19 protein-coding genes are annotated in these 23,257 nt (G+C 72.8%); 6 read left to right on the top strand and 13 right to left on the bottom strand.

Translation table 11 applies throughout. From position 1 onward, the window contains the following. Nucleotides 1-3: 3 nt before the first annotated feature. Together OG299_RS20085 and paaN are read right to left on the bottom strand one after the other, a co-directional pair. Nucleotides 4-1,023, bottom strand: coding sequence for a DNA polymerase III subunit beta family protein (locus OG299_RS20085; protein WP_327362211.1), 1,020 nt, complete (start codon nucleotides 1,021-1,023; stop codon nucleotides 4-6). 94 nt (nucleotides 1,024-1,117) lie between these two features. Next, nucleotides 1,118-2,800: a phenylacetic acid degradation protein PaaN gene (gene paaN, locus OG299_RS20080; RefSeq protein WP_266627513.1), complete on the bottom strand. Its 1,683-nt coding sequence runs from the start codon at nucleotides 2,798-2,800 to the stop codon at nucleotides 1,118-1,120. Between the two features lie 167 nt (nucleotides 2,801-2,967). Here paaN and OG299_RS20075 point away from each other — a divergent pair, with 167 nt between their 5' ends. The 3 genes from OG299_RS20075 to OG299_RS20065 all read left to right on the top strand — a co-directional run bounded on the left by OG299_RS20075 (nucleotide 2,968) and on the right by OG299_RS20065 (nucleotide 6,861). Then, entirely contained in the window at nucleotides 2,968-4,467 is a 1,500-nt protein-coding gene (locus OG299_RS20075) for a 3-hydroxyacyl-CoA dehydrogenase (RefSeq protein ID WP_327362210.1), read from the top strand. After that, a complete protein-coding gene (locus OG299_RS20070; protein ID WP_327362209.1) occupies nucleotides 4,464-5,057 on the top strand; it encodes a TetR/AcrR family transcriptional regulator in 594 nt (197 codons plus the stop codon). Before OG299_RS20075 ends, OG299_RS20070 begins: the two co-directional genes overlap by 4 nt. 115 nt (nucleotides 5,058-5,172) lie before the next feature. Continuing rightward, on the top strand, nucleotides 5,173-6,861 hold the full coding sequence (locus OG299_RS20065) for a PKD domain-containing protein (protein WP_266627507.1): 1,689 nt from the start codon (nucleotides 5,173-5,175) through the stop codon (nucleotides 6,859-6,861). Nucleotides 6,862-6,941: 80 nt separating this feature from the next. Here the strand turns inward: OG299_RS20065 and OG299_RS20060 are convergent, their stop codons facing one another. After that, entirely contained in the window at nucleotides 6,942-7,496 is a 555-nt protein-coding gene (locus OG299_RS20060) for an Lrp/AsnC family transcriptional regulator (protein ID WP_389865683.1), read from the bottom strand. A gap of 202 nt (nucleotides 7,497-7,698) precedes the next feature. Here OG299_RS20060 and pdhA point away from each other — a divergent pair, with 202 nt between their 5' ends. Genes pdhA through OG299_RS20045 form a run of 3 tightly spaced genes read left to right on the top strand, consistent with a single transcriptional unit; the run spans nucleotide 7,699 to nucleotide 11,134 of the window. Then, nucleotides 7,699-8,835, top strand: coding sequence for a pyruvate dehydrogenase (acetyl-transferring) E1 component subunit alpha (gene pdhA / locus OG299_RS20055; protein ID WP_327362208.1), 1,137 nt, complete (start codon nucleotides 7,699-7,701; stop codon nucleotides 8,833-8,835). Continuing rightward, entirely contained in the window at nucleotides 8,832-9,830 is a 999-nt protein-coding gene (locus OG299_RS20050) for an alpha-ketoacid dehydrogenase subunit beta (RefSeq protein WP_327362207.1), read from the top strand. Before pdhA ends, OG299_RS20050 begins: the two co-directional genes overlap by 4 nt. Further along, nucleotides 9,830-11,134, top strand: a complete 1,305-nt coding sequence (locus OG299_RS20045) for a dihydrolipoamide acetyltransferase family protein (protein WP_327362206.1) — start codon at nucleotides 9,830-9,832, stop codon at nucleotides 11,132-11,134. Before OG299_RS20050 ends, OG299_RS20045 begins: the two co-directional genes overlap by 1 nt. 93 nt (nucleotides 11,135-11,227) lie before the next feature. Here the strand turns inward: OG299_RS20045 and OG299_RS20040 are convergent, their stop codons facing one another. The 10 genes from OG299_RS20040 to OG299_RS19995 form a co-directional block, all read right to left on the bottom strand. Next, nucleotides 11,228-12,205, bottom strand: a complete 978-nt coding sequence (locus OG299_RS20040) for an NAD(P)H-quinone oxidoreductase (RefSeq protein ID WP_327362205.1) — start codon at nucleotides 12,203-12,205, stop codon at nucleotides 11,228-11,230. Between the two features lie 35 nt (nucleotides 12,206-12,240). Further along, on the bottom strand, nucleotides 12,241-13,341 hold the full coding sequence (locus OG299_RS20035) for a potassium channel family protein (protein ID WP_327362204.1): 1,101 nt from the start codon (nucleotides 13,339-13,341) through the stop codon (nucleotides 12,241-12,243). Continuing rightward, nucleotides 13,329-14,642, bottom strand: a complete 1,314-nt coding sequence (locus OG299_RS20030) for a molybdopterin molybdotransferase MoeA (protein WP_327362203.1) — start codon at nucleotides 14,640-14,642, stop codon at nucleotides 13,329-13,331. The genes OG299_RS20035 and OG299_RS20030 overlap by 13 nt, the downstream gene beginning before the upstream one ends. Continuing rightward, a complete protein-coding gene (locus OG299_RS20025; RefSeq protein WP_327362202.1) occupies nucleotides 14,639-15,508 on the bottom strand; it encodes an NTP transferase domain-containing protein in 870 nt (289 codons plus the stop codon). The genes OG299_RS20030 and OG299_RS20025 overlap by 4 nt, the downstream gene beginning before the upstream one ends. Before the next feature lie 118 nt (nucleotides 15,509-15,626). Further along, nucleotides 15,627-16,160: a bacterial proteasome activator family protein gene (locus tag OG299_RS20020; protein WP_327362201.1), complete on the bottom strand. Its 534-nt coding sequence runs from the start codon at nucleotides 16,158-16,160 to the stop codon at nucleotides 15,627-15,629. A gap of 93 nt (nucleotides 16,161-16,253) precedes the next feature. Next, nucleotides 16,254-19,076, bottom strand: a complete 2,823-nt coding sequence (locus tag OG299_RS20015; protein WP_327362200.1) for an ABC transporter permease — start codon at nucleotides 19,074-19,076, stop codon at nucleotides 16,254-16,256. After that, a complete protein-coding gene (locus OG299_RS20010) occupies nucleotides 19,073-19,849 on the bottom strand; it encodes an ABC transporter ATP-binding protein (RefSeq protein WP_266627493.1) in 777 nt (258 codons plus the stop codon). The genes OG299_RS20015 and OG299_RS20010 overlap by 4 nt, the downstream gene beginning before the upstream one ends. A 28-nt stretch (nucleotides 19,850-19,877) precedes the next feature. Then, nucleotides 19,878-20,528, bottom strand: a complete 651-nt coding sequence (locus OG299_RS20005) for a PadR family transcriptional regulator (RefSeq protein WP_266627491.1) — start codon at nucleotides 20,526-20,528, stop codon at nucleotides 19,878-19,880. A gap of 96 nt (nucleotides 20,529-20,624) precedes the next feature. Further along, on the bottom strand, nucleotides 20,625-21,233 hold the full coding sequence (locus OG299_RS20000) for a hypothetical protein (protein ID WP_327362199.1): 609 nt from the start codon (nucleotides 21,231-21,233) through the stop codon (nucleotides 20,625-20,627). Nucleotides 21,234-21,386: 153 nt separating this feature from the next. Continuing rightward, nucleotides 21,387-23,075, bottom strand: coding sequence for a protein kinase domain-containing protein (locus OG299_RS19995; protein ID WP_327362198.1), 1,689 nt, complete (start codon nucleotides 23,073-23,075; stop codon nucleotides 21,387-21,389). Nucleotides 23,076-23,257 lie beyond the last annotated feature (182 nt).

Raw genomic sequence — 23,257 nt, 5'->3', positions numbered from 1 at the left:
GGGTCAGGCGTCCAGAGCGACCGGCATCAGGAGCGAGAAGGCGTCCTCGTCGGCGGGGCGCAGGAGGACGAGGGGGGCCTTGGGGCCGGCGTACTCCAGCAGCAGTTCGTCCGCGGCGGCGAGCGCCTCGAGGAGGAACGCGGGGTTGACCCCCACCCGGTCACCGGTGGAGTCGTCGTCGCCGACGGTCACCGTGTCCGTCAGGACGAGGACGCACACCTCGGCGTCCTGCTCCCCGAGCGCCTGCCGCAGGGCCGGTACGTCCAGCGTGAGGCGGCGGCCCTCGGGCAGCCGGGTGAGGCGGCGGTAGTCGGGGAACTCCTCGTCCAGGCTCTGCCCGGCGACCTGGCGGCCCTGGGTCTCCAGCTCCACCTTGCCGCCCGCCACGGTGAGGCGGGCCGGGGCGGCGTCGGTCAGCAGGGCGCGCATCGCGTCCACGAGCGGGGTGGGCACGGTCACCTGGACCCGGCCGCCGCCGTGGCCGGTGGTGGACGTACGGGCAACGGCCATCCGGTAGCGGTCCGTGGCCACGAGGTGCAGGGCGTCGCCCTCGATGTCGAAGTGGACCCCGCCGAGCACCGGCAGCTCGGGGTCGGTTCCGGCGGCGAAGCGCACGGTGTCCAGGGCGGCCGCGATCTCGGTGCCCGGCACGGTCAGCCGGGCGGTGGCGGTGGTCATGGGGGTCTCCTTGTGTCCGAGTAGAGCTCGTACCGTGGAGAACTCGTCGCGCGCATCGGCCAGCCCGCGTTCGAGCCGCCGCAGATGCGCGTCGAGCAGCCGGGGCACCAGGCCGGTGTCCCCGCCGGCCCAGCCGGCCAGCACCAGCCGGATGTCCGCGAGCGGCATCCCCGAGCGCCGCAGCCGGGCCAGCAGCCGGGCCTCGCCGAACTGCTCGGGCGCGTACCAGCGGTATCCGGTCACCGGATCCACCCAGGCCGGTACGAGGACGCCCGCGCGGTCGTAGAACCGCAGGGCGCTCACCCCGAGCCCGCTGTCCCGGCCCATCTCGCCGATGCTGCGCATGTCGCTCTCCACACCCACGACTCTGGGACCTCCACCAGGTCGAGGGTCAAGCGGGCCCGGCGCCGCCACGCCGGGCCCGCTCCAGCCGTCGCCGTCAGGCCTGGCGGCGGATCTCCACCATGCGGAAGCGGTTCGAGACGAAGGCTCCGTCGCACAGGGCCGCGTTCGCCGCCGGGTTGCCGCCCGAGCCGTGGAAGTCCGAGAAGGCCGCGGTCTGGTTGACGAAGACCCCGCCCGTCAGGTTCAGCGACAGCTGCGCCGACTCCTCGAGGCAGACCTCCTCGATGGCCCGCTCGGTGTCCGCGGACGTCGTGTACGCGCCGACCGTCATCGCGCCCTTCTCCCGCACCGTGCGGCGCAGGAGGTCCAGGGCGTCCGCCGTGGAGTCCACGGCGACCGCGAAGGAGACCGGGCCGAAGCACTCCGAGAGGTACGGGGCCTCCGGATCCGGCTTGGCGGCGTCCAGCTTCACCATCACCGGCGTACGGACCACCGCGTCCGGGAACTCCGGGTTCACCACCTCGCGGGAGGCCAGAGCCACCTCGCCGAGGGCGGCCGCCGCCTCCAGGCGGGTCTTGACGTCCGGGTTGACCAGGGCGCCGAGCAGCGCGTTGGCCCGGGCGTCGTCGCCCAGCAGGCCGCCGACCGAGGCCGCGAGGTCTGCGACGACCTCGTCGTACGACTTGTGGCCGGCGTCCGTCTCGATGCCGTCCCGCGGGATCAGCAGGTTCTGCGGGGTGGTGCACATCTGGCCGCTGTACAGGGAGAGGGAGAACGCCAGGTTGGACAGCATCCCCTTGTAGTTCGAGGTCGAGTCGACGACGACCGTGTTGACGCCGGCCTTCTCCGTGTAGACCTGCGCCTGGCGGGCGTTGGTCTCCAGCCAGTCGCCGAACTCGGTCGAGCCGGTGTAGTCGATCAGCTTGATCTCGGGGCGGACGGCCAGGGTCTTGGCGATGCCCTCGCCCGGGCGCTCCACGGCCAGCGCCACCAGGTTCGGGTCGAAGCCCGCCTCGGCGAGGACCTCGCGGGCCACCTTCACCGTCAGCGCCAGCGGGAGCACGGCGCGCGGGTGCGGCTTGACCAGCACCGCGTTGCCCGTGGCCAGGGAGGCGAACAGGCCCGGGTAGCCGTTCCACGTCGGGAACGTGTTGCAGCCGATCATCAGGGAAATGCCGCGCGGGACGGCCGTGAAGGTCTTGCCGAGCTCCAGCGGGTCCTTCTTGCCCTGCGGCTTCGACCAGTCGGCCTGGCCCGGGACGCGGGTCTGCTCCTCGTACGCGTAGGCCACCGCCTCCAGGCCGCGGTCCTGTGCGTGCGGGCCGCCCGCCTGGAACGCCATCATGAAGGCCTGGCCGCTGGTGTGCATGACCGCGTGCGCGAACTCGTGCGTCCGCGCGCCGATCCGGGCCAGGATCTCGATGCAGACGAGGGCGCGCGCCTCGGGACCGGCGTCCCGCCAGGCGCCCATGCCGGCCTTCATCGCGGGCAGCAGTACGTCGGGGTCGACGTGCGGGTACTCCACGCCCAGCTCGGGGCCGAACGGGGACACCTCGGCGCCCGTCCAGCCGTCCGTGCCGGGCTGGCCCAGGTCGAGCCGGGTGCCGCGGACGGCCTCGAAGGCGGCCAGCCCGTCGGCCGGCGCGGTTTCCCCGTAGGCCTTGGGGTGCTCCGGATGCGGGGACCAGTAGGCGCGGCTGCGGATGGCCGCCAGGGCCTGGTCCAGGGTGGACCGGTGCTTGTCGGACAGCTGGGGGACGGTGAGCTCGGCGGCCATCAGGGACCAACTCCTCGTTGAGCCGGGCAAGATCAGGCTGGGTCGCAGACTGAGATCAGGCAGGGGCGGGTGAAGAAGAGCAGACTGGAGTTAGAGTAACCGAACGATCGGTCGGGACAAGAGGGCCCGGCAGGCCTGTGGATAACCCGGTGCGGGAGGATCAGGACATGACAGCAATCGAGCGGTCCCGCACTGTGGCGGTCGTCGGCGCCGGCACCATGGGGCAGGGCATCGCCCAGGTCGCCCTTCTCGCAGGTCACCGGGTGCTGCTCTACGACATCAACGCCGAGCTCGCCGCAGGCGGCGTGGGCATCGTCCAGGACCGCGTCGACCGCATGGCCGCGAAGGGCCGTCTCGACCCGGCCGAGGCCGAGGACGCGATCGGCCGGATCGATGCGGCCTCCGCCCTCGCCGACCTCGCCGGCGCCGCGCTCGTCATCGAGGCCGTCGTCGAGGACGCCGCCGTCAAGCGCGCGCTCTTCGGAGCACTCGAAGAGGTGGTCGCGCCGGACGCCCTGCTGGCCACGAACACCTCCTCCCTCTCCGTCACCGAGCTCGCCGCCGGCCTCGCGCACCCCGGCCGCTTCCTCGGCCTGCACTTCTTCAACCCGGCCCCGCTGCTCCCGCTCGTCGAGGTGGTCAGCGGTTTCGCGACCGACGCGGCCGCCGCCGAGCGCGCGTACCGCACCGTGCTGGGCTGGGGGAAGACGCCTGTCCGCTGCGCCGACACCCCGGGCTTCATCGTCAACCGGATCGCCCGCCCCTTCTACGCCGAGGCCTTCGCGGTGTACGAGGAGCAGGGCGCCGACCCGGCCACCATCGACGCCGTGCTGCGCGAGTGCGGCGGCTTCAAGATGGGCCCGTTCCAGCTGACCGACCTGATCGGGCAGGACGTCAACGAGGCCGTCACCCGCTCCGTGTGGGAGTCCTTCTTCCGCAGCCCCAAGTTCACCCCGTCCCTCGCGCAGCGCCGGCTGGTCCAGTCGGGCCGCCTGGGCCGCAAGTCGGGGCACGGCTGGTTCCCGTACGGCCCGGACGCCCAGGCTCAGGCCCCGCACACCGCCGGTCCCGAGGAGGCCCCGGAGAAGGTCGCCGTGGTCGGCGACCTCGGTCCCGCCGCCGGGCTCGTCGAGCTGCTGGAGGAGGCCGGGATCGCGGTCACGTCCACCGAGCACGGGGGCCCGTACATCCAGCTCCCCGGCGAGGGCCAGCTGGTGCTCGCGGACGGCAAGACCGCGATCGAGTTCGCCGACGTCGTCTACTTCGACCTCGCACTCGACTACCGCGGCGCCACCCGTATCGCACTGTCCGCCGGCGAGGACACCAGCGAGCGGACCCTCGCCGAGGCGGTCGGCCTGTTCCAGAAGCTCGGAAAGCAGGTCTCCGTCATCGGCGACGTGCCCGGCATGATCGTGGCGCGCACGGTCGCGATGCTGATCGACCTGACCGCCGACGCCGTCGCGCGCGGCGCGGCCACCGCCGAGGACATCGACACGGCGATGCGGCTCGGCGTCAACTACCCGCTGGGCCCGTCCGAATGGCACGACCGGCTCGGCCGCGACTGGGCGTACGACCTGCTGCACCACCTCGACGAGCGCTGTCCCGGCGGCCGCTACGCGCCCTCGCTGGCGCTGTTCAAGCTCGGCTACGCGGAGGACGCCGAATGACCACCGCCAGGCGGGACACGTACACCCCCGAGACGCTCCTGTCGGTCGCCGTCCAGGTCTTCAACGAGCGGGGCTACGACGGCACCTCCATGGAGCACCTCTCCAAGGCGGCGGGCATCTCGAAGTCCTCGATCTACCACCACGTGGCGGGCAAGGAGGAGCTCCTGCGCCGGGCCGTCAGCCGCGCGCTCGACGGGCTCTTCGCCGTCCTGGAGGAGCCGGGCGCCGTACGCGGCCGGGCGGTCGAGCGGGTCGAGTACGTCACGCGGCGCACGGTCGAGGTCCTGGTCGCCGAGCTCCCGTACGTGACGCTGCTGCTGCGGGTCCGGGGCAACACCCGGACCGAGCGCTGGGCCCTGGAGCGCCGGCGCGAGTTCGACCACCAGGTCGCGGAGCTCCTCAAGGCCGCCGCGGCCGACGGGGACCTGCGCGCGGACGTGGACATCCGGCTGGCCACCCGCCTGCTGTTCGGCATGGTGAACTCCCTGGTGGAGTGGTACCGCCCGCACCCCGGCACCACCGCGGACCAACTGGCCGACGCGGTCGTCCACATGGCGCTGGACGGCCTGCGGACCATACGCGGTCGGTGACCGGCCATGATCCGTACGATCCGGCCGCATATTTTCTGATCGGCCGCCGCGCGGGGTCTGTACGATGAGCATGCTTTCGAACATGTTCAAGCAGGATGAGAAAATGGGGGGGCCGGTGCGCAGTCGCCGTCTCGTAGTTTCCGCTGCCGTCGTCGTCGCGGCCAGCGTTGGTTTCATCCCGGGCATGGCCCAGGCGGCCGGTCCGGCCGCGGGTCCGTCCGCACCGGTGGCCAAGGGGGTGTCCGCTCCCGGAGCGGACCTGGCCAAGCTCGGTGCATCCGAAGTCAAGAAGTTCCACAGCCCCGCGGAGCACTCGGTCCGCAAGGCCCTGCCGGCGGCCAAGGGCCAGACCGCCGCGACCGCCCAGAGCGCCGAGGCCGCCGTCGGCAACCCGGACCTGGGCCTCGTCCTCGACGCGCAGAGCACGTCCGCGCACGGCATCGAAGTGCGGGCCCAGGTCCTCAGCTCCCCGGGCGCCACGCTCCGCGTCACCTACAACTGGGGCGACGGGACGACCGACGGCGCCGACGCCCTCCCCGGCCAGGAGGTGTCGCTCAAGCACAGCTACGCCGAGCTCGGCGAGTACAACGTCAAGGTCACCGTCACGGACGCCGCGAACCAGGCCGAGGTCGTCAACGAGCTCCCGCTGTCGACGGTCGGCTCGGACTTCACCCCGTACACCCCGACCCGTCTCCTGGACACCCGGACCGGCACCGGAGCCCCGATGGGCATGGTCAAGGCGTACTCCTCGGCCAAGGTGAAGATCGCCGGCAACGGCAAGATCCCGGCCGGCGTCACGGCCGTGGCCCTGAACGTCACCGTCACCAACGCCGCCAACCCCGGGCACGTCACGGCCTTCCCCGGCGGCGGCACGCGTCCGACCACCTCGAACCTCAACTTCGAGGCCGGCCAGACCGTCCCGAACCTGGTGGTCGTGCCGGTCGGCAAGGACGGCACCGTCGAGCTCTACAACGGCAGCTGGACGGCGGTCGACCTGATCGCCGACATCACCGGCTACTTCACCCGCACCGCGGCCAGCGGCTACACGCCGATGGCCCCGGTCCGCGCCGTGGACACCCGCTCCGGCCAGGGCGCGCCCCAGGGCCAGGTCGCGGGCCGCGGCACGATCGGCGTGCAGCTCGGCGGCTGGTACGTGCCCGCCAACGCCACCGCCGTGGCGCTGAACGTGACCGCCACCGGCCCGCGCGAGGACGGCCACCTGACGGCCTACCCGAGCGGCCAGCAGGCTCCGAACACCTCGAACGTGAACTTCAAGGCCGGGCAGACCGTCGCCAACTCGGTGGTCGTCCCGGTCGGTCCCGACGGGAAGGTCAACGTCCTCAACGGCGCCTGGGCGGGGACCGACGTCATCGTCGACGTCGTCGGCTACTACAGCCCCGACAGCTCCGGCTCCTTCATGCCGGTCACCCCGGGCCGGATGCTCGACACCCGTGCCTGGGGCCAGGGGCCGATGTACCCCCGTGGCTACATCTGGATGCCCATCTCGCACGGCGAGCAGGGCATCGCGGGCTACGTCCTGAACACCACGGTGACGAACACCAAGGACGCCGGCTTCCTCTCGGTCGCCCCGGACACGAACACGCCGGACCAGTACGAGAGCGGCACCGAGGCGCAGCTGACGCGTCCCACCGCGTCCACGCTGAACTGGACGGCCGGCAAGACCGTCCCGAACCTGGTCCAGGCGAGCTCCGGCGGGGTCAACGGAGTCGTCGACTTCTGGAACCAGAGCTGGGACACCACCGACCTGATCGTCGACATCTTCGGCTACTACGAGACCAAGTGATCCGCCCGTAGGCGCCTCGCACAGCGCCCCGGGAACGGCCCTCCAGGCCGTTCCCGGGGCGCTGTCGTTCCTCCGGCCGGCTACTCCTCGGAGATGGCCGGGCCGGCGTTGGGGCCGGCGTCGAGGAGGTCGGTCTCCTCGAAGACCAGCAGCGTGCGCGTCGAGAGGACCTCCGGGATGGACTGGAGGCGGGTCAGCACCAGCTCGCGCAGGGTGCGGTTGTCCGGTGTGTGGACCAGGAGCAGGACGTCGAAGTCGCCGCTGACCAGGGCGATGTGTGCCGCGCCCGGGAGTTCGCGGAGCTTCTCGCGGACCGTGCGCCAGGAGTTCTGGACGATCTTCAGGGTGATGTACGCAGAGGCGCCCTGGCCTGCCCTTTCGTGGTTGACGCGGGCCGTGAACCCGCGGATCACCCCGTCGTCGATCAGCCGGTTGATCCGGGCGTAGGCGTTCGCCCGCGACACGTGGACCTGCTCGGCCACCGACCGTATCGACGCGCGGCCGTCCGCCTGGAGCAGGCGCATGATCGAACGGTCGATGGGATCCAGGGCGCGCGGCGGGGCCTGTGAGGCGGAAGGTGCGCCTCCCGGTGGGACCGGTGCGGAACCCGCTGCGGCCATTTGTTCATCCGGCATTGCCCACTGCCTCCCTCTTCTGGACGTCCTGCACCCATCCCAGGGCCCCGGCGCCACTTTGTCCACAGCCTGGAGCCGCCTGTAGCCAAATTGCGCCATCGACCGAACAATCGGTTGGTGAGGGGCCTCACATTCCCCCAGCCACCGCTGGGGGTACCCCCAGAGCGCCCAGACGACTTCCCACGAGGAGGTGTACGCCGCCATGACGGTCCAAGAGCTGCCCGGTGCCGGTGCGTCCCACCGATCCACCCCGCCGCCCGCCTGGAGGCCCCGTACGGATGCCGCCCCGCTGCTCCCGGACCCCGAGCCGTACCGGGTGCTGGGCACGCCGGCCGCCGAGAAGCTCGATCCCGAGCTGATGCGCCGCTGCTACGCCGAGCTGGTGCGCGGCCGCCGCTACAACGCCCAGGCCACCGCCCTCACCAAGCAGGGGCGGCTCGCCGTCTACCCCTCCACGGTCGGCCAGGAGGCCTGCGAGATCGCGGCCGCGCTGGTCCTGGAGGAGCAGGACTGGCTGTTCCCGAGCTACCGCGACACCCTCGCGGCCGTGGCGCGCGGACTCGACCCCGTCCAGGCGCTGACCCTGCTGCGCGGCGACTGGCACACCGGCTACGACCCGCGCGAGCACCGGATCGCCCCGCTGAGCACCCCGCTCGCCACCCAGCTGCCGCACGCGGTCGGCCTGGCGCACGCGGCCCGGCTGCGCGGCGACGACGTGGTCGCCCTCGCCCTGGTGGGCGACGGCGGCACCAGCGAGGGCGATTTCCACGAGGCCCTGAACTTCGCGGCCGTCTGGCAGGCCCCGGTGGTCTTCCTCGTCCAGAACAACGGCTTCGCCATATCGGTCCCGCTGGCCAAGCAGACCGCCGCCCCCACCCTGGCCCACAAGGCCGTCGGGTACGGGATGCCCGGCCGCCTCGTCGACGGCAACGACATCGCCGCCGTGCACGAGGTGCTGTCCGAGGCGGTCCGGCGGGCCCGGGCCGGTGGCGGACCGACGCTGATCGAGGCGGTCACGTACCGCATCGAGGCCCACACCAACGCCGACGACGCGACCCGCTACCGCGGTGACGCCGAGGTCGAGGCGTGGAAGGCGCACGACCCGGTGCAGCTGCTGGAGCGCGAGCTGACCGCGCGCGGGATGCTGGACGAGGCGGGCATCCAGGAGGCCAAGGACGCCGCCGAGGTGATGGCCGCGACGCTGCGCGAGCGGATGAACGCCGAGCCCGTGCTCGACCCGATGGACCTGTTCGAAAACGTCTACGCGGAGCAGACCGGCCGGCTCCGCGAGCAGGCGGAGATGCTGCGCGCCGAGCTCGACGCGGAGGAGCAGTCGTGACCACGGTGGCCGTGAAGCCGGCGACGATGGCGCAGGCCCTGGGACGGGCCATGCGCGACGCGATGGCGCAGGACCCGACGGTCCACGTCATGGGCGAGGACGTCGGGACGCTCGGCGGGGTCTTCCGGATCACGGACGGCCTCGCGAAGGAGTTCGGCGAGGACCGCTGCACGGACACCCCGCTCGCGGAGGCCGGGATCCTGGGCGCCGCGGTGGGCATGGCCATGTACGGGCTGCGGCCGGTCGTGGAGATGCAGTTCGACGCGTTCGCGTACCCGGCGTTCGAGCAGCTGATCTCGCACGTGGCGAAGATGCGCAACCGCACGCGCGGCGCGATGCCGCTGCCGATCACCATCCGGGTGCCGTACGGCGGCGGGATCGGCGGGGTGGAGCACCACAGCGACTCCTCCGAGGCGTACTACGTGGCCACTCCCGGCCTGCACGTGGTGACCCCGGCGACCGTCGAGGACGCGTACGGGCTGCTGCGCGCGTCGATCGCGAGCGACGACCCGGTGGTCTTCCTCGAGCCGAAGCGGCTGTACTGGTCGAAGGCGCAGTGGAACCCCGAGACGCCGGCGGCCGTACCGGGGATCGGGAAGGCACTCGTCCGACGTACCGGCACGAGCGCCACGCTGATCACGTACGGGCCCTCGCTGCCGGTGTGCCTGGAGGCGGCCGAGGCGGCGCGCGAGGAGGGCTGGGACCTGGAGGTCGTGGACCTGCGCTCGCTCGTCCCGTTCGACGAGGACACGGTCGTGGCGTCCGTACGCCGCACCGGGCGCGCGGTGGTGGTCCACGAGGCCAACGGCTTCGGCGGACCGGGCGCGGAGCTCGTCGCCCGCATCCAGGAGAAGTGCTTCCACCACCTGGAGGCGCCGGTGCTGCGGGTGACGGGCTTCGACATCCCGTACCCGCCGCCGATGCTGGAGAAGCACCATCTGCCCGGTGTGGACCGGATCCTGGACACCGTGGCCCGCCTGCAGTGGGAGAACTGATGCCGCAGGTAATGGAGTTCAAGCTCCCCGATCTCGGGGAGGGACTGACCGAGGCCGAGATCGTCCGCTGGCTGGTGGCGGTGGGCGACGTCGTCGCCATCGACCAGCCCGTGGTCGAGGTCGAGACGGCCAAGGCGATGGTGGAGGTGCCGTGCCCGTACGGCGGTGTGGTCACCGCCAGGTTCGGGGAGGAGGGCACGGAACTCCCCGTCGGAGCACCGCTGATCACGGTGGCGGTGGGTGCGGGCGCGGACGAGGTGGTGGAGCCCGAGGACTCCGGCTCGGGCAACGTCCTGGTCGGCTACGGGACGGACCACTCGCGCACGGCGCGTCGGAGGCGGGTGCGACCTGGCTCCGCGGCGCCGGCTGTTGCCGCTGCTCCCGCACCCGCTCCCATCGCACCCGCTCCCCTCGCAGCCACTCCCGTGGCGACCGGTCCCGTCGCCGTGATCTCGCCGCTGGTGCGCAAGCTGGCGCGGGATCACGGGATCGACCTGCGCGCGCTGCGCGGGTCCGGGCCCGAGGGCCTGATCCTGCGCGCGGACGTCGAGGCGGCGCTCCGCGCACCGGAGCCGGCGACCGTGCCTGCTCCCGCCCCCGTGGCGGTGGCGGCGAGCGGTGAGCGGATTCCGCTGAAGGGCCTGCGGGGCGTGGTGGCCGAGAAGCTGTCGCGCAGCCGCCGGGAGATCCCGGACGCCACGTGCTGGGTCGACGCCGATGCGACCGAGCTGATGGCGGCGCGGGCCGCGATGAACGCCGTGGGCGGACCGAAGATCTCGGTGCTCGCGCTGCTGGCCCGGATCTGCACGGCCGCCCTGGCGAAGTACCCGGAGCTCAACTCGACCGTGGACCTGGCGGCGAACGAGATCGTGCGGCTGCCGTCCGTGCACCTGGGCTTCGCGGCGCAGACGGAGCGCGGCCTGGTCGTCCCGGTGGTCCGGGACGCGCAGGCGCGCGGCGCCGAGTCCCTGTCGGCGGAGTTCGCCCGCCTCACCGAGGTCGCCCGGGCCGGGAAGCTGGCTCCGGCGGACCTGACGGGCGGGACGTTCACGCTGAACAACTACGGGGTGTTCGGTGTGGACGGCTCCACGCCGATCATCAACCACCCGGAGGCGGCGATGCTCGGCGTCGGCCGGATCGTGGCGAAGCCGTGGGTGCACGAGGGTGAGCTGGCGGTCCGGAAGGTCGTCCAGCTGTCGCTGACCTTCGACCACCGCGTCTGCGACGGCGGCACGGCCGGTGGGTTCCTGCGGTACGTGGCCGACTGCGTGGAGTCGCCGGCGGTGCTGCTGCGTTCGCTGTGACGGGGGCCTAGCGGGGCTCGTCCCCTACCCGCCCTTCGCCCGGTGAACGGGAGAAGGGCGGGGCGGGGAGAGAGCTCCGCGCAGCGGGACCCGTCAGGTGGTCAGGAGCAGCTTGCCCACGTGCGTGCTCGATTCCATCGTGCGGTGGGCCTCGGCGGCGTCCGCCATCGCGTACGTCGCGTGCACCACCGGCCGGACCCGGCCGGCGGCCACCAGCGGCCACACGTGCTCCCGCACGGCCGCGACGATGGCCGCCTTCTCCACCGCCGGCCGCGCCCGCAGGGAAGTGGCCGTGATCGCCGCCCGCTTCGCCAGCAGCGCGCCCAGGTTGAGCTCGGCCTTCACCCCGCCCTGGAGCCCGATCACCGCGAGGCGGCCGTTCACGGCCAGGGCGTCCAGGTTCCGCGCCAGATACTTCGCGCCCATGATGTCCAGGATCACGTCCGCGCCGGCGCCGCCCGTCGCGGCCCGCAGCTCCGCCACGAAGTCCTGCTCGCGGTAGTCGATCAGGATGTCCGCGCCCAGCTCCTTGCAGCGGGCCAGCTTCTCCGGGCCGCCGGCCGTCACCGCCACCGTCGCGCCGACCGCCTTCGCCAGCTGGATCGCCATCGTGCCGATGCCGCTGGAGCCGCCGTGCACCAGCACCGTCTCGGCGGGGCGCAGATGGGCCACCATGAACACGTTCGACCACACGGTGCAGACCACCTCGGGCAGCGCCGCCGCCGTCACCAGGTCCACGCCGGCCGGGACCGGCAGCAGCTGGCCCGCCGGGACGGCGACCCGCTCCGCGTACCCGCCGCCGCCGAGCAGCGCGCACACCTCGTCGCCCACCGCCCAGCCGGACACCCCCGGCCCGACGGCGGCGATCCGCCCCGAGCACTCCAGGCCGGGGTAACGGGAGGCGCCGGGCGGGGGATCGTAGAACCCCTGGCGCTGGAGGATGTCGGCGCGGTTCACGGCGCTCGCCGCGACGTCGACGAGGACCTCGCCCTCGCCGGCCACCGGATCGGGTACCTCGGCCCAGACGAGGGCCTCGGGGCCGCCGGGCTGTTCGATGGTGATCGCATGCATGGCCCGGAGGGTACGCCAACTCCGTGACCGGTCGGCTAGTCGGCAGGCCCGAGTGTCACCGACGGCGAGGCGGGCGGGGCCGCCCGCACGATGGTGATGAGACGGTCCGTCAGCTGGAGCGGGCTCGCGTGCGGGTCGTCGTACGCGAGCAGCCGGTGCCCGCGCAGCACGCTCACCACCAGGTCGTCCGTCTCCCGTACGCCCTTGCCGACCTCGGCCCTCCTCACGGGCCGTTCGACCAGGTCCAGCCCGCTGCCCTGGTGGATCAGGTCCTCCATCACGGTGCCCGCGCTCGGGCTCAGCACCGAGAGCCCCAGCAGCCGGCCCGCCGCGCTCGCGCTCGTGATCACCGCGTCCGCACCCGACTGGCGCAGCAGCGGCGCGTTCTCCTCCTCGCGGACCGCCGCGACGATCTTCGCGCCGCGGTTCATCTGCCGGGCCGTCAGCGTGACCAGCACGGCGGTGTCGTCCCGCTGCGTGGCGATGACGATCTGACGGGCCTTCTGCAGCTCGGCGCGGAGCAGTACATCGGAGCGGGTGGCGTCGCCGACGACTCCGGTGAAGCCCTCCGCGTTGGCCGTGTCGATCACCTTGGCGCTCGGGTCCACGATGACGACCTGCTCCTTGCGGAGGCCGGTGGCCAGCAGCGTCTGCAGGGCCGAGCGGCCCTTGGTGCCGAAGCCGACGACGACCGTGTGCTCACGCAAGTTCTTCCTCCAGCGGCTCAGCCGCCACTCTTCGCGGGTCTTCTCGGTCAGGACTTCCAGCGTGGTTCCGACCAGGATGATCAGGAAGAGCACGCGCAGGGGCGTGATCAGCAGGATGTTGGTCAGCCGCGCGCTGTCGCTGTACGGGACGATGTCGCCGTAGCCGGTCGTCGACAGGGTCACCGTGGCGTAGTAGACGCAGTCGAGCAGGTCGACCGTCCCGTTGGCGTTGTCGTGGTACCCGTCGCGGTCGAGCCACACGATCAGGACCGTCAGGAACAGCACGAACAGGGCCATCAACAGGCGTTTGCCGACCTGCCGGAGCGGTTTCTCCACGACGCGCTTGGGCAGTTTGATGCGCCGTGAGACGAGTTTCTCGTCGGCGCCACGGGCCATCGCGTCCTGGCCGTGGAGTTTCACGTGAAACATCCTCCCGAGACCCACGGCAGATCCAGGATCTCGAGGTCCTGCCCGTCGCGCGCCCCGTGCGGCGGTACGACGGCCAGCCCGTCGGCGGCGGCCACGCCGCGCAGCATCGCGGGGCCGTTGTAGCGCAGCGGTACGGCGTGCTCGTCGGTCAGCAGGACGGGCACGAGCCGGGTGTCGTACGGGTGGCCGGGTACGTCGCCCTGCACCGGGACCGTGTACCGGGGCCGCTGGCGGCGGCCGGCGAGGGCGCGCAGCAGCGGTTCGGCGAGGGTCAGCAGCCCGGATACGGCGGCGAGCGGGTTGCCGGGCAGGCCGACCAGGTGGCGGACCGGGTCTTGGCCGCAGGCCCCGTCGCCGAGCCGGGCCAGCAGCATGGGGTGCCCGGGGCGTACGGCGACCCCGTCGACCAGCAGCTCGGCGCCGGCCTCGTGCAGGACGGGGCGGACGTGGTCGACGGGGCCGGAGGCGGTCCCGCCGGTGGTGAGGACCAGGTCGGCCTCGGAGCACGTGATGGCCTCCAGCAGGGCCTTGGCTCCGGCGGGATCATCGCCGAGCTGCCGGGTGGCGATGACCTCGGCGCCGAGCCGGGTGAGCCACGGGCCGAGCATGGGGCTGAGGGCGTCGCGGATCAGGCCGTCGTGCGGACGGCCTTCGGTGAGCAGTTCGTCGCCGAGCACCAGGATCTCGACGCGGGGCCGGGGCCGGGTGGTGAGTTCGTCGTACCCGGCGGCCGCGGCGAGCCCCAGGACGGCCGGGGTGACCAGGGATCCGGCGGGCAGCAGCAGATCGCCGGAGCGGCACTCCTGGCCGCGCGGGCGGATGTCCTGGCCGGTGAGCACGGCCCGGTCGGCGTGCAGCTGGGTGCCGGACTCGCGGGAGTGCTCGCTGCGGATCACGGCGGTGGTGTCGGCGGGGATCCGGGCGCCGGTCGCGATCCGTACCGCCTCGCCGTCGGCCAGCGGCTCGGGGCGGTCGGAGCCGGCCAGCACGCCGCCGCCGGGGCGGACGGTCCAGGGGCCGGGGCCGGCGACGGCCCAGCCGTCCATGGCGGAGGTGTCGAAGGACGGCAGATCGGTGAGGGCTTCCAGGGACTGGGCGAGCACCTCGCCGAGCGCGTCGGCGAGCGGGACCCGGTGGGTGCGGGGCCGGATGCCGGAGCCGGCGCGGACGGCGGCCTCCCGGGCCTGCGGCCAGCCGGCGGCGCGGTGGGCGCCGGCCGCGCCGGACCGGGGATCGCGGCTGACCAGGGCCAGGGCCTCGTCGAGGGCTTGGAGGGCGTGGTCGGCGTCGGTGGGGGTCATCCTGAGCCGTTCTGTTCGGCCTCGGCCTCGGCTTCGGCCGCCCAGCGCAGGGCCAGGTCGGCTGCCTTGCGGGAGGCCTCGGCGACGGCGGTGGCGGGGTCGGTGCCGGTGGCTTCGGCCTGGGCGGCCGCGTAGCCGACCAGGAAGGTGGTCAGGGGGGCGGCGGGCCGGGCGACACCGTGCGCGGCGTCGCGGGCGAGGTCGAGCAGGGTCTTGGTGTCGACGGCGAGGTCGATGCCCAGCTCGGTCTTGACGGCGGTGATCCATTGGTCCAGCACGCTTCCATGCTCCCTGATCCTGGCGCGGGCGGCTGCGAGATCGTCCCAGGTGTCGCAGTCGAAGGAGGCGAGTGGCGCAGTGTCCGTCACCTTGGCCAGATCCAGCTCGGCGGTGAGGGCGCGCAGGGGGAGCCCGGCGAGGCTGCCGTGCTCGGTCGCCAGGAGGGCGAGCTCGCGGCGCAGGGGTTCGGCGCGGTAGGCCGCGACGAGCGGCTGGTCGCGGCCGGTGGGGTCGCGCAGGAGGGCGCCGTCGCCTCCGGGGGCGGGGGCGCGGAGGAGGGCGCGGACCGTGGCCCGGTCGAGGAACGGGAGGTCGGCGGAGAGCACGAGGACCAGCTCGGCGGTGGTCTGGCGCAGACCGGCGTCCAGGGCGGCGACGGGGCCGGCGCCGGGCGGGTCCTCCCGGGTCCAGCGGACCGGGCGGGAGGTGGGCCGGCGGCCGCCGACGACGACGGTGGTGGCGGCGTCCGTGCAGGCGTCCAGGACGCGGTCGATCAGGGCGCGGCCGCCTACGTGGAGGGCGGGTTTGTCCGCGCCGCCGAGTCGTCTTGCGGCGCCGCCGGCCAGGACGATCGCGTCGTAGGTCATACCCATGAGTATGCGCGGGCCATGTCCCCGGTGGGGAGCCGCATTTAGCCGGGCCGGATGGTGCGGCGGGGCCGGAAACGAAAGTGGCGGGGCCCGCAAGCCCCGCCGCCGCCTTCGCTTACAGGTACGGGCCCGAGCGGATGGCGCCGTGGGCGTCTTCCTCCTCCGTCGGGGCGCCCGGGGGGAGGGCGCGTCGCATCTGTTCCAGCTGGGCCCGCGCCGCCATCTGCTGCGCGAACAGGGCCGTTTGGATGCCGTGGAACAGGCCTTCCAGCCAGCCCACCAACTGGGCCTGTGCAATGCGCAGTTCCGCCTCGGAGGGGATCGCTTCCTCCGTGAACGGGAGCGACAGGCGCTCCAGTTCCTCGACCAGTTCGGGAGCCAGGCCGTCCTCCAGCTCCTTCACGGACGCTGCATGGATGTCCTTGAGACGGACCCGGCTGGCCTCGTCCAGAGGTGCGGCGCGGACCTCTTCCAGAAGTTGCTTGATCATGCTGCCGATCCGCATGACCTTGGCGGGCTGTTCGACCATCTCCGTCACCGGGACCTCGCGCGACTCGTCATCGGCGCCGCCGACCGGCATCCCGTCCTGTCCCACGATCAGGCCGTGCGGGGGGCTGTCCTGCGACCGTTCACTCCTCGGCATCTCCATGCCGCCATTCTCTCGCACACCTTCGTACTCACACGGTGTGCCCCCGTACGGGCGTGATCCACCCTGTACGGGGGCGTGAACGCACAGTGACCGTCAGCCCGCCTCGCGCCGGGCCATGGCGCCGCTGGACTTGGTGACCAGGGCCGCCAGCAGGGCCGCGCCCAGCGGGACCGCGACGAGCAGCCCGCCGAGGGTCTCCCACGGCACCGCGATCGGCACGTACAGCACGTCCTTCGCGTCGCCGGCCATCTCCATGAGGTGTTCCGTCTCCCGCCGCTGGACGAGCCGCAGGCCGACCGCCGGCAGGATGCCCGCCGCCGAGCCCAGGACCACGCCCATCAGGGCCACGACCCCGCACTGGAAGCCGCTGAGCGTCCGCCGCACCCGCGGCGGTGCGCCGACTGCCGCCAGGGTCTTCAGATCGGCCTCGGCATCGGCCTGCGCGAGACCGGTGGCGATGCCGGCGGCGCCGATGGTGACCAGGCCCGCGAAGATGGTCAGGGCCAGCATCGTGATGTCGGCCTCGGTCTGGTAGCCGGCCTCGATGGTGACGGGGGCCTCCACGCCGATCTGGTCGATCCGCCCCGCCACCCGCTGCTTCTGCCGGCTGGTGGCCGCGGAGTCCAGGGTGAAGTACGACGCGTACGGCAGGGTGGTCAGCCCGGCGCTCTTGGCCGCGGCGGGCGGCAGGACGAGCTCCAGGCCGTACCCCTCGGCGGTGTCGGGGGTCTGGTGGACGGCGAAGACCTTGTCCTGTCCCTTCGGGTCGACCCCCGGCTGGTAGTCGTCGTCCTTGTTGTCGATCAGCCGGACGGTGACCTTGCCGTCCTTGACGTTGCGCTTGTCGAAGGAGACGCCCTTGCCCTCCTTCAGGGCGGACACCGCGCCGGGATCGGTGACCGCGAGCGCCGCCATCAGCTTCTCGTCGGCGACGACCACGTCGAACTGCGCGGAGTGGCGGTTGTACGTGCACCGCGGGTCCTTGCGCAGCTCCTTCTGCTGAGCGCGGGTGAACGAGTCGATCCCGTCCTTGGCCTCGTAGAGCGGGCAGCGCTGCTCCTTGGGCCGCATGATCTCGGCCCGGCCGCAGCCCTCGGGGCCGGTGAACCGCTCACAGCCGGGCTTGCCGTACGAGATGTGGTCCACGTCCGCCCGTACGGCCAGGGGGAGTTCCTGGGCCAGGGCCTCGCGGACGGCGCCCATGTCCTTGCTGCGGCCGAGCTCGTGGATGGCCACCATTCCCGCGCCGTCCGGGAGTTCGGCGACGTACTCGTGGCGGGCCTGGAGGTCCATGCTGTGCTGGTAGGTGGCCACCGCGACGGTGCCGGCGACGGCGGCCAGGACGGCGGCCACGGCGGGTGCCGTACGGCCCCGGTTGCGTACGGCGTCGCGCAGGGCGAGCCGTGGCGACAGCGGCAGCCAGCGCCCGAGCCGCCCGAACAGGCCGACCAGCACCGGGGTGAGGGCGACGATGCCCAGCTCGGCGATGGCGCTGCCGCCCGCGACGACGGTGGAGCCCATCCGGGAGGCCGTGCCGTAGAGGGCGATCGCGGCGCCGGCGGCGAGGGCGACGAGGCCGAGGACGGGCAGGACCCGGTTGGCCCGGCGGACCCCACGACGGCCGGTCAGCGAGGCCAGCACGGTCTGCCGGGAGGCGGTGACGGCGGGGGCGATCGCGGCCAGCAGGCCGGTCACGACGGCGAGCAGGGCGATGCCGAGGATTTCCAGCGGGCGGAACGTGAACCCGCCGAAGCGCGCGCCGAGATACTCCTCCAGCGTCGACCGCAGCCCCAGGGTGAGGGCGACGCCGATGACCGTGCCGGTGACGGCGGCCGCGGCGCCGATGACGAGGCCGCCGGAGAGCACGATGGCCCGGATGTGGCGCCGGTCGCCGCCGTTGGCGCCGACCAGGCCGAGCTGGCGGCGCGAGCGCCGGGCGCCGACCGCGAAGGCGGGGCCGGCCAGCAGGCAGATCTCCAGCATCGCGAGGCCGACGACCGTGGCCAGGACGGCCAGTTCGGTGGTCGGGAGCCCGTTGGCCCGGTTGTAGTAGCCCAGTTCCTTCTGCTGGACGATGTACGGCACGTCGGACTCGGCCGGCGGGTCGAGCTGCACGGCGCGGGAGACGACCTGCACGCTCTTCGTGTTGAGCGCCTTGACCATGTTCCACGTGAAACCATCGCCGCCGACCTTGACCAGGTAGGTGTCGGTGGCGACCACGCCGGGGACCCCCGCGGCCTGGAAGGCCTTGTCGAGCGGGGCCAGCAGGGTGCCGGGCGGGGCGAGGATCTCGGTCTTGTTGAGCTCGGACGGCAGCTCGTACGCGCCCACGATCCGGTACCAGGCGTCCGAGCCGCGCGCGCGGAACTCGGAGCCCACGAAGAACCCGGACTCCTTCAGGAAGGCGGTCGTGGCGATGACCTCGCCCGGCTCCCGCGGCAACTGCCCCCGCTGCAGTTCGATCATGCCCTTGACCAGCGGACTGGCCGTGTCGATCTCCCGCAGGTCGGTCTCCAGCAGGCCGTACCGGGTGCGGATCTTGGTGTGCGCCGTGCTGTCCTTCAGGGACTGGGCACCCGGCGGGATCGCGGAGGGCAGGAGGTTCTGATCCCTCTCCGACCGGGGGTTGTACTTGTCGTAGCCGCCGACGGGCATGGAGTTCCTGCCCTCGACGTCCTGGTAGACGGGCCCGCTCAGCTCCGAGTCCTTCAGCCGGGCGTCGGCCGCGCCGATCGCACGGGTGACGGCCTGCTCGGGGGAGAGCTGAGCGCTGCGCGTGGTGAGATCGGCGGCGCTCACGCCGACGATCGGCAGGGCGATCATCGCGAGGACGAGGGCGCTGCGGCCCTTGGCCCGCCAGGCGTCGCGGCGGGCGATCCGGATGGCCGCGATCCATGCGTGGTACGAGGAGTTCACCGGCCGGCCTGCCCGGAGAGCAGGGAGTCGGCCTGGCTGCGCAGGGTCTCGTCGACGACGCTGCCGTCGCGCAGGAAGACCACGCGGTCCGCCCATGCGGCGAACCGCGGTTCGTGGGTGACGAGGATCCCGGCGGCGCCCGCGTCGCAGCGCGAGCGCAGCAGGGCGAGGACGGATTCGCCCGTCTCGGAGTCGAGGGCGCCGGTGGGCTCGTCCGCGAGGACCAGACGGCGGTCGCCGACGAGGGCGCGGGCGATGGCCACGCGCTGCTGCTGGCCGCCGGACATCTCGTCGGGGAAGCGGTCGGCGAGCTGCCCGAGGCCCATCTCCTCCAGCGCGGCCAGGGCCGAGACGCGGGCCTTGCGGGCGGAGGTCCCGTCGAGCTCCCGGGGCAGCGCCACGTTCTCGGCGGCGGTGAGGGCCGGGATCAGGTTGTAGTCCTGGAAGACGTACCCGATGCTGCGCCGGCGCAGCGCGGCCAGCTCCTTGCGGCTCGCGGTGGTGATGTCGGTGCCCTCGACGATGACGTGGCCGCTGGTGGGCGTGTCGAGGCCGCCGGCCAGCGTGAGCAGCGTGGACTTGCCGGAGCCGGACGGGCCCATGACGGCGACGAGCTCGCCGGGGTACACCGACAGGTCGATGCCGCGCAGGGCGTGCACTTCGGTGGCGCCGCTGCCGTGCGTGCGGACGAGCTTGGTGAGCTGGAGCACCGGCCGTGCGGACGGCGCGGGCGGTACGGGCTGTATGTGGGGCGCGGACTGCTGGTCAGGCATGGAGGTCCCCCCTGGGACGGTGGTGGCCTCAGCCGCGGGGCGTGCGGAAGGCGCGGGGCTTCGGTGCGGCGGCGGCCGCGGGGGCGTCGGTGTCTGTGGCCTGGGGTGGTTCGGGCTCGGCTCTCCGGTCGGCCGGCAGGGAGAGCCGTACGAGCCGTGATTCCGAGTGGTCGAGCCACCGGGCCTCGGCCTCGGTCTGGAAGATCAGCTGTTCCAGGACCAGCAGCCAGGCCACGTCGTCGCGTTCGCGGGACTTCCCGCTGTCGATCGCGGCGAGCGCCTGCGCCTTGAGCCGGGTGTAGTCCTGCATCGCCTTGATCGTGGCGTGCCGCTGGGCCTGGATGACGGCGCGGATGTCCACGCCGGGGGCGCCCACGGCCATGGCGAGCTTGATGGACAGCTCGTCGCGGGGCGGGTTGGTGCGGTCGACGGGGCGCTCGTACCACTGGTGCAGTTCGGCGCGTCCGGAGTCGGTGATGGCGTAGAGCGTGTGCCCGGCGGAGTCCTCGCCGCCGGGTGCGACGAGGCCGTCGCGTTCCAGCCGGGCGAGGGTGGTGTACACCTGCCCGACGTTGAGCGGCCAGGTGGAGCCGGTGCGGGATTCGAACTCGGTACGCAGCTGAGAGCCGTACCGAGGACCCCTTTCCAGCAGGGCGAGAAGGCCGTGGCGGATCGACATACTCAGTATGTATACCGAGTATGCCCACGGTCGCAACCGTCCTGAGGAGTAGGCCGGAAGGGGGAGAGGGAGCCTCGCGTCCCACACAGGGCGGGGTCAGATGCCCTTGCGCAGGCGCATCCCGAGGTAGCCCAGACCCAGTCCCATCAGGGCGAATCCGGTGCCGAGCGGCAGTATGTGCGCGGCCAGATCGGCGGCGCGCTCGTTCGGCCCGGTGCCCAGTGCGGTGACCGCGGGCGGCGGGCTCGGCGGGACCGGCAGCGCCGGCAGGGCCGGCAGGACCGGCGGTACCGCCTTCGGGGCGGCCGGCCGGTGGTGCGGGCGCACCGGGAGGGGGCGGGCCGCCAGCACGGTGTCCGGGTTCGCGGGCTCGGCCGCCGGCCGCCCGGGCCGTTCCCGCCCGACCCCGGCGGCGCTGCCGGCGAGCTCCTCGTACGCCTCGTGGGGTACGTCGGCCACCGGGTCGGTGCCCGCGGTGTCGCCGGTGTCGGCGGTGTCGTCCGGATCGGTCTTCGGGGCCTTGCGGGGAGCTCGGGCGGAGGAGTCCGCGGCGGCCGGCGCGAGCGGGCGTGCGGCCGCGGCGAGGCCGGCGGGGGACGAGGCGGCGGGGGACGAGGCGGACGCGGTGGAGGCGGCGGGGGACAGCGCGGCGGCGGCCACTGCGGCCCCGGCCAGCCAGCGCTGTGCGCGGAGGCGTTGAGTCACGGGGAGCCCCTCCCGTCCCGAGCACCGAGATGTCGTGCTCAGGTTGCCACGGGGGGACAAAACGGGCATCCCGGGCGCCCCGGCGGGGTCGCCGGGATGCCCGGGATGTCGTCCGGTTGCTCCTGGTTGCCCAGGATGCCCCGGCTGTCCCGACTACTCCGGAATGCCGGTCGACACGGTCAGCGTGTACTCCGTGCCTTCCTTGTCGATCTTGTCGCCGGGCCGCGGGTTCTGGTCGAGCACGGTGTCCTTCCCGTACACGGCCTCGTCCTTCTCGACGATCTTGTACTTGCCGCCGGAGGCCTGGATGCACTCCTTGACCGAGAGCAGGTTCTTGTAGCGCAGGTCCGGCGCCGTGTACTTCGTGGCGTCGCTGTAGTGCTTGCTCGGATCCTTGCACTTGGACGACTCGATCGTGCGCGAGACGTCCGGCCCCTTGAAGCCGGACTTGGCCGAGGCGGACGTGGAGGCCCCGGGCGACGCGGAATTGCCGTCGGCCTTGTCCTTGTCCCCGTCGCCGTTCATCGAGATCGCCGCGATCAGACCGCCGACGGCCAGCAGCGCCACCGCGATGGCGCCGATGATCACGGGCATGTTCCGCTTGTCGCCGCTCCCGGAGCCGCCGCCGGCCGGGGCCGCGGTGGTCGTCGGCGAGATGGTGAACGGCGGCGGGGTCTGCGGCGCGTACTGCTGCTGGTGCGGGACCGGCTGCTGCTGGGGCGGGTAGGCGTACCCGCCCTGCCCGTGCGGCTGCGCCACCGGCGGCGGGGTCTGCGGTGCGTACGGGGACGGCGGCGGGGTCGGCGCGTACGGCTGCTGCACCGACTGGGCCGGCGGCGCCTGGAACCCGGAGTCCACCGGCGGGAAAACGGCCGAGCCCACGCCCGCCCCGCTGGCGCCGGGGTGCGAGCCCGGGACGATGACCGGGGCACCGGTCTGGCCGGCCGACATCACGCGCGCGACCTCGTCGCGCATGGCGGCGGCCGTGGGGAAGCGCTCGTTCGGGTTCTTCTTCAGGGCCCGCGCCACCAGCGCGTCCATCGCCGGGGTGACGGAGCGGTTGATGGAGGACGGGGCGACCGGCTCCTCCTGCACGTGCGCGTACGCGATGGCCAGCGGCGAGTCCGCGTCGAACGGGATCCGGCCGGTCAGCAGCTGGAAGAGCATGATGCCGACCGAGTACAGGTCGGACCGGGCGTCGACCCCGCGCCCCAGCGCCTGCTCGGGCGAGAGGTACTGGGGGGTGCCGACGACCATGCCGGTCTGCGTCATCGAGGTGACCCCCGACTGCATGGCGCGGGCGATGCCGAAGTCCATCACCTTGACCAGGCCGCGCTTGGTCATCATCACGTTGCCGGGCTTGATGTCGCGGTGGACCAGGCCCATCTCGTGGCTGACCTCCAGCGCGGCCAGCACGTCGGCCGTCACCTTCAGCGCCTTGTCCGCGGGCATCGCCCCGTACTGGCGGACGTCCGCGTCGAGCATGGAGCCGAGCGGCTGTCCCTCGACGTACTCCATGACGATGTACGGCATCACCGCGGCGTCGCCCGCGCCGGGGCCGCTGAACGTCACTTCGCCTTCGCCCGTATCGAAGACCGAGACGATGTTCGTGTGCGACAGTTTCGCAACAGCCTGTGCCTCACGGCGGAAGCGCTCGCGGAACGACTGCTCACGGCCGAGATCGCTGTGCAGGGTCTTGATGGCGACCTGCCGGTCGAGCGCCGTGTCGTACGCCAAGTACACGGACGCCATGCCGCCCGCACCCAGCAAGTCCCTTAGCTGGTAACGGCCACCGGCCAGAGAGCCGCCCGCGTACTGGCCCTGAGTGCCGTCCTGGCTCATGACTGTTGCTTCCCCTCGGGATGTGTCCCTACGCCTCTGGCTGAGCGCATGTCGGGCCCAGTCTGCCGGAGGGCAAGCACACGTCAAGCCGGGTGCCCGTTCCGTGACCACGGGTCACGGCGCGCCATTGTCCGAACGGCGACCTGTTCCGAGGCTGTAGCGTTCATCGGAGCACCCGAAAA

It is taken from the genome of Streptomyces sp. NBC_01296, from assembly GCF_035984415.1.
GTDB lineage: Bacteria > Actinomycetota > Actinomycetes > Streptomycetales > Streptomycetaceae > Streptomyces.
Note: the sequence above shows the minus strand (reverse complement) of the source record. Positions and strands in the feature narration are given on the sequence as shown.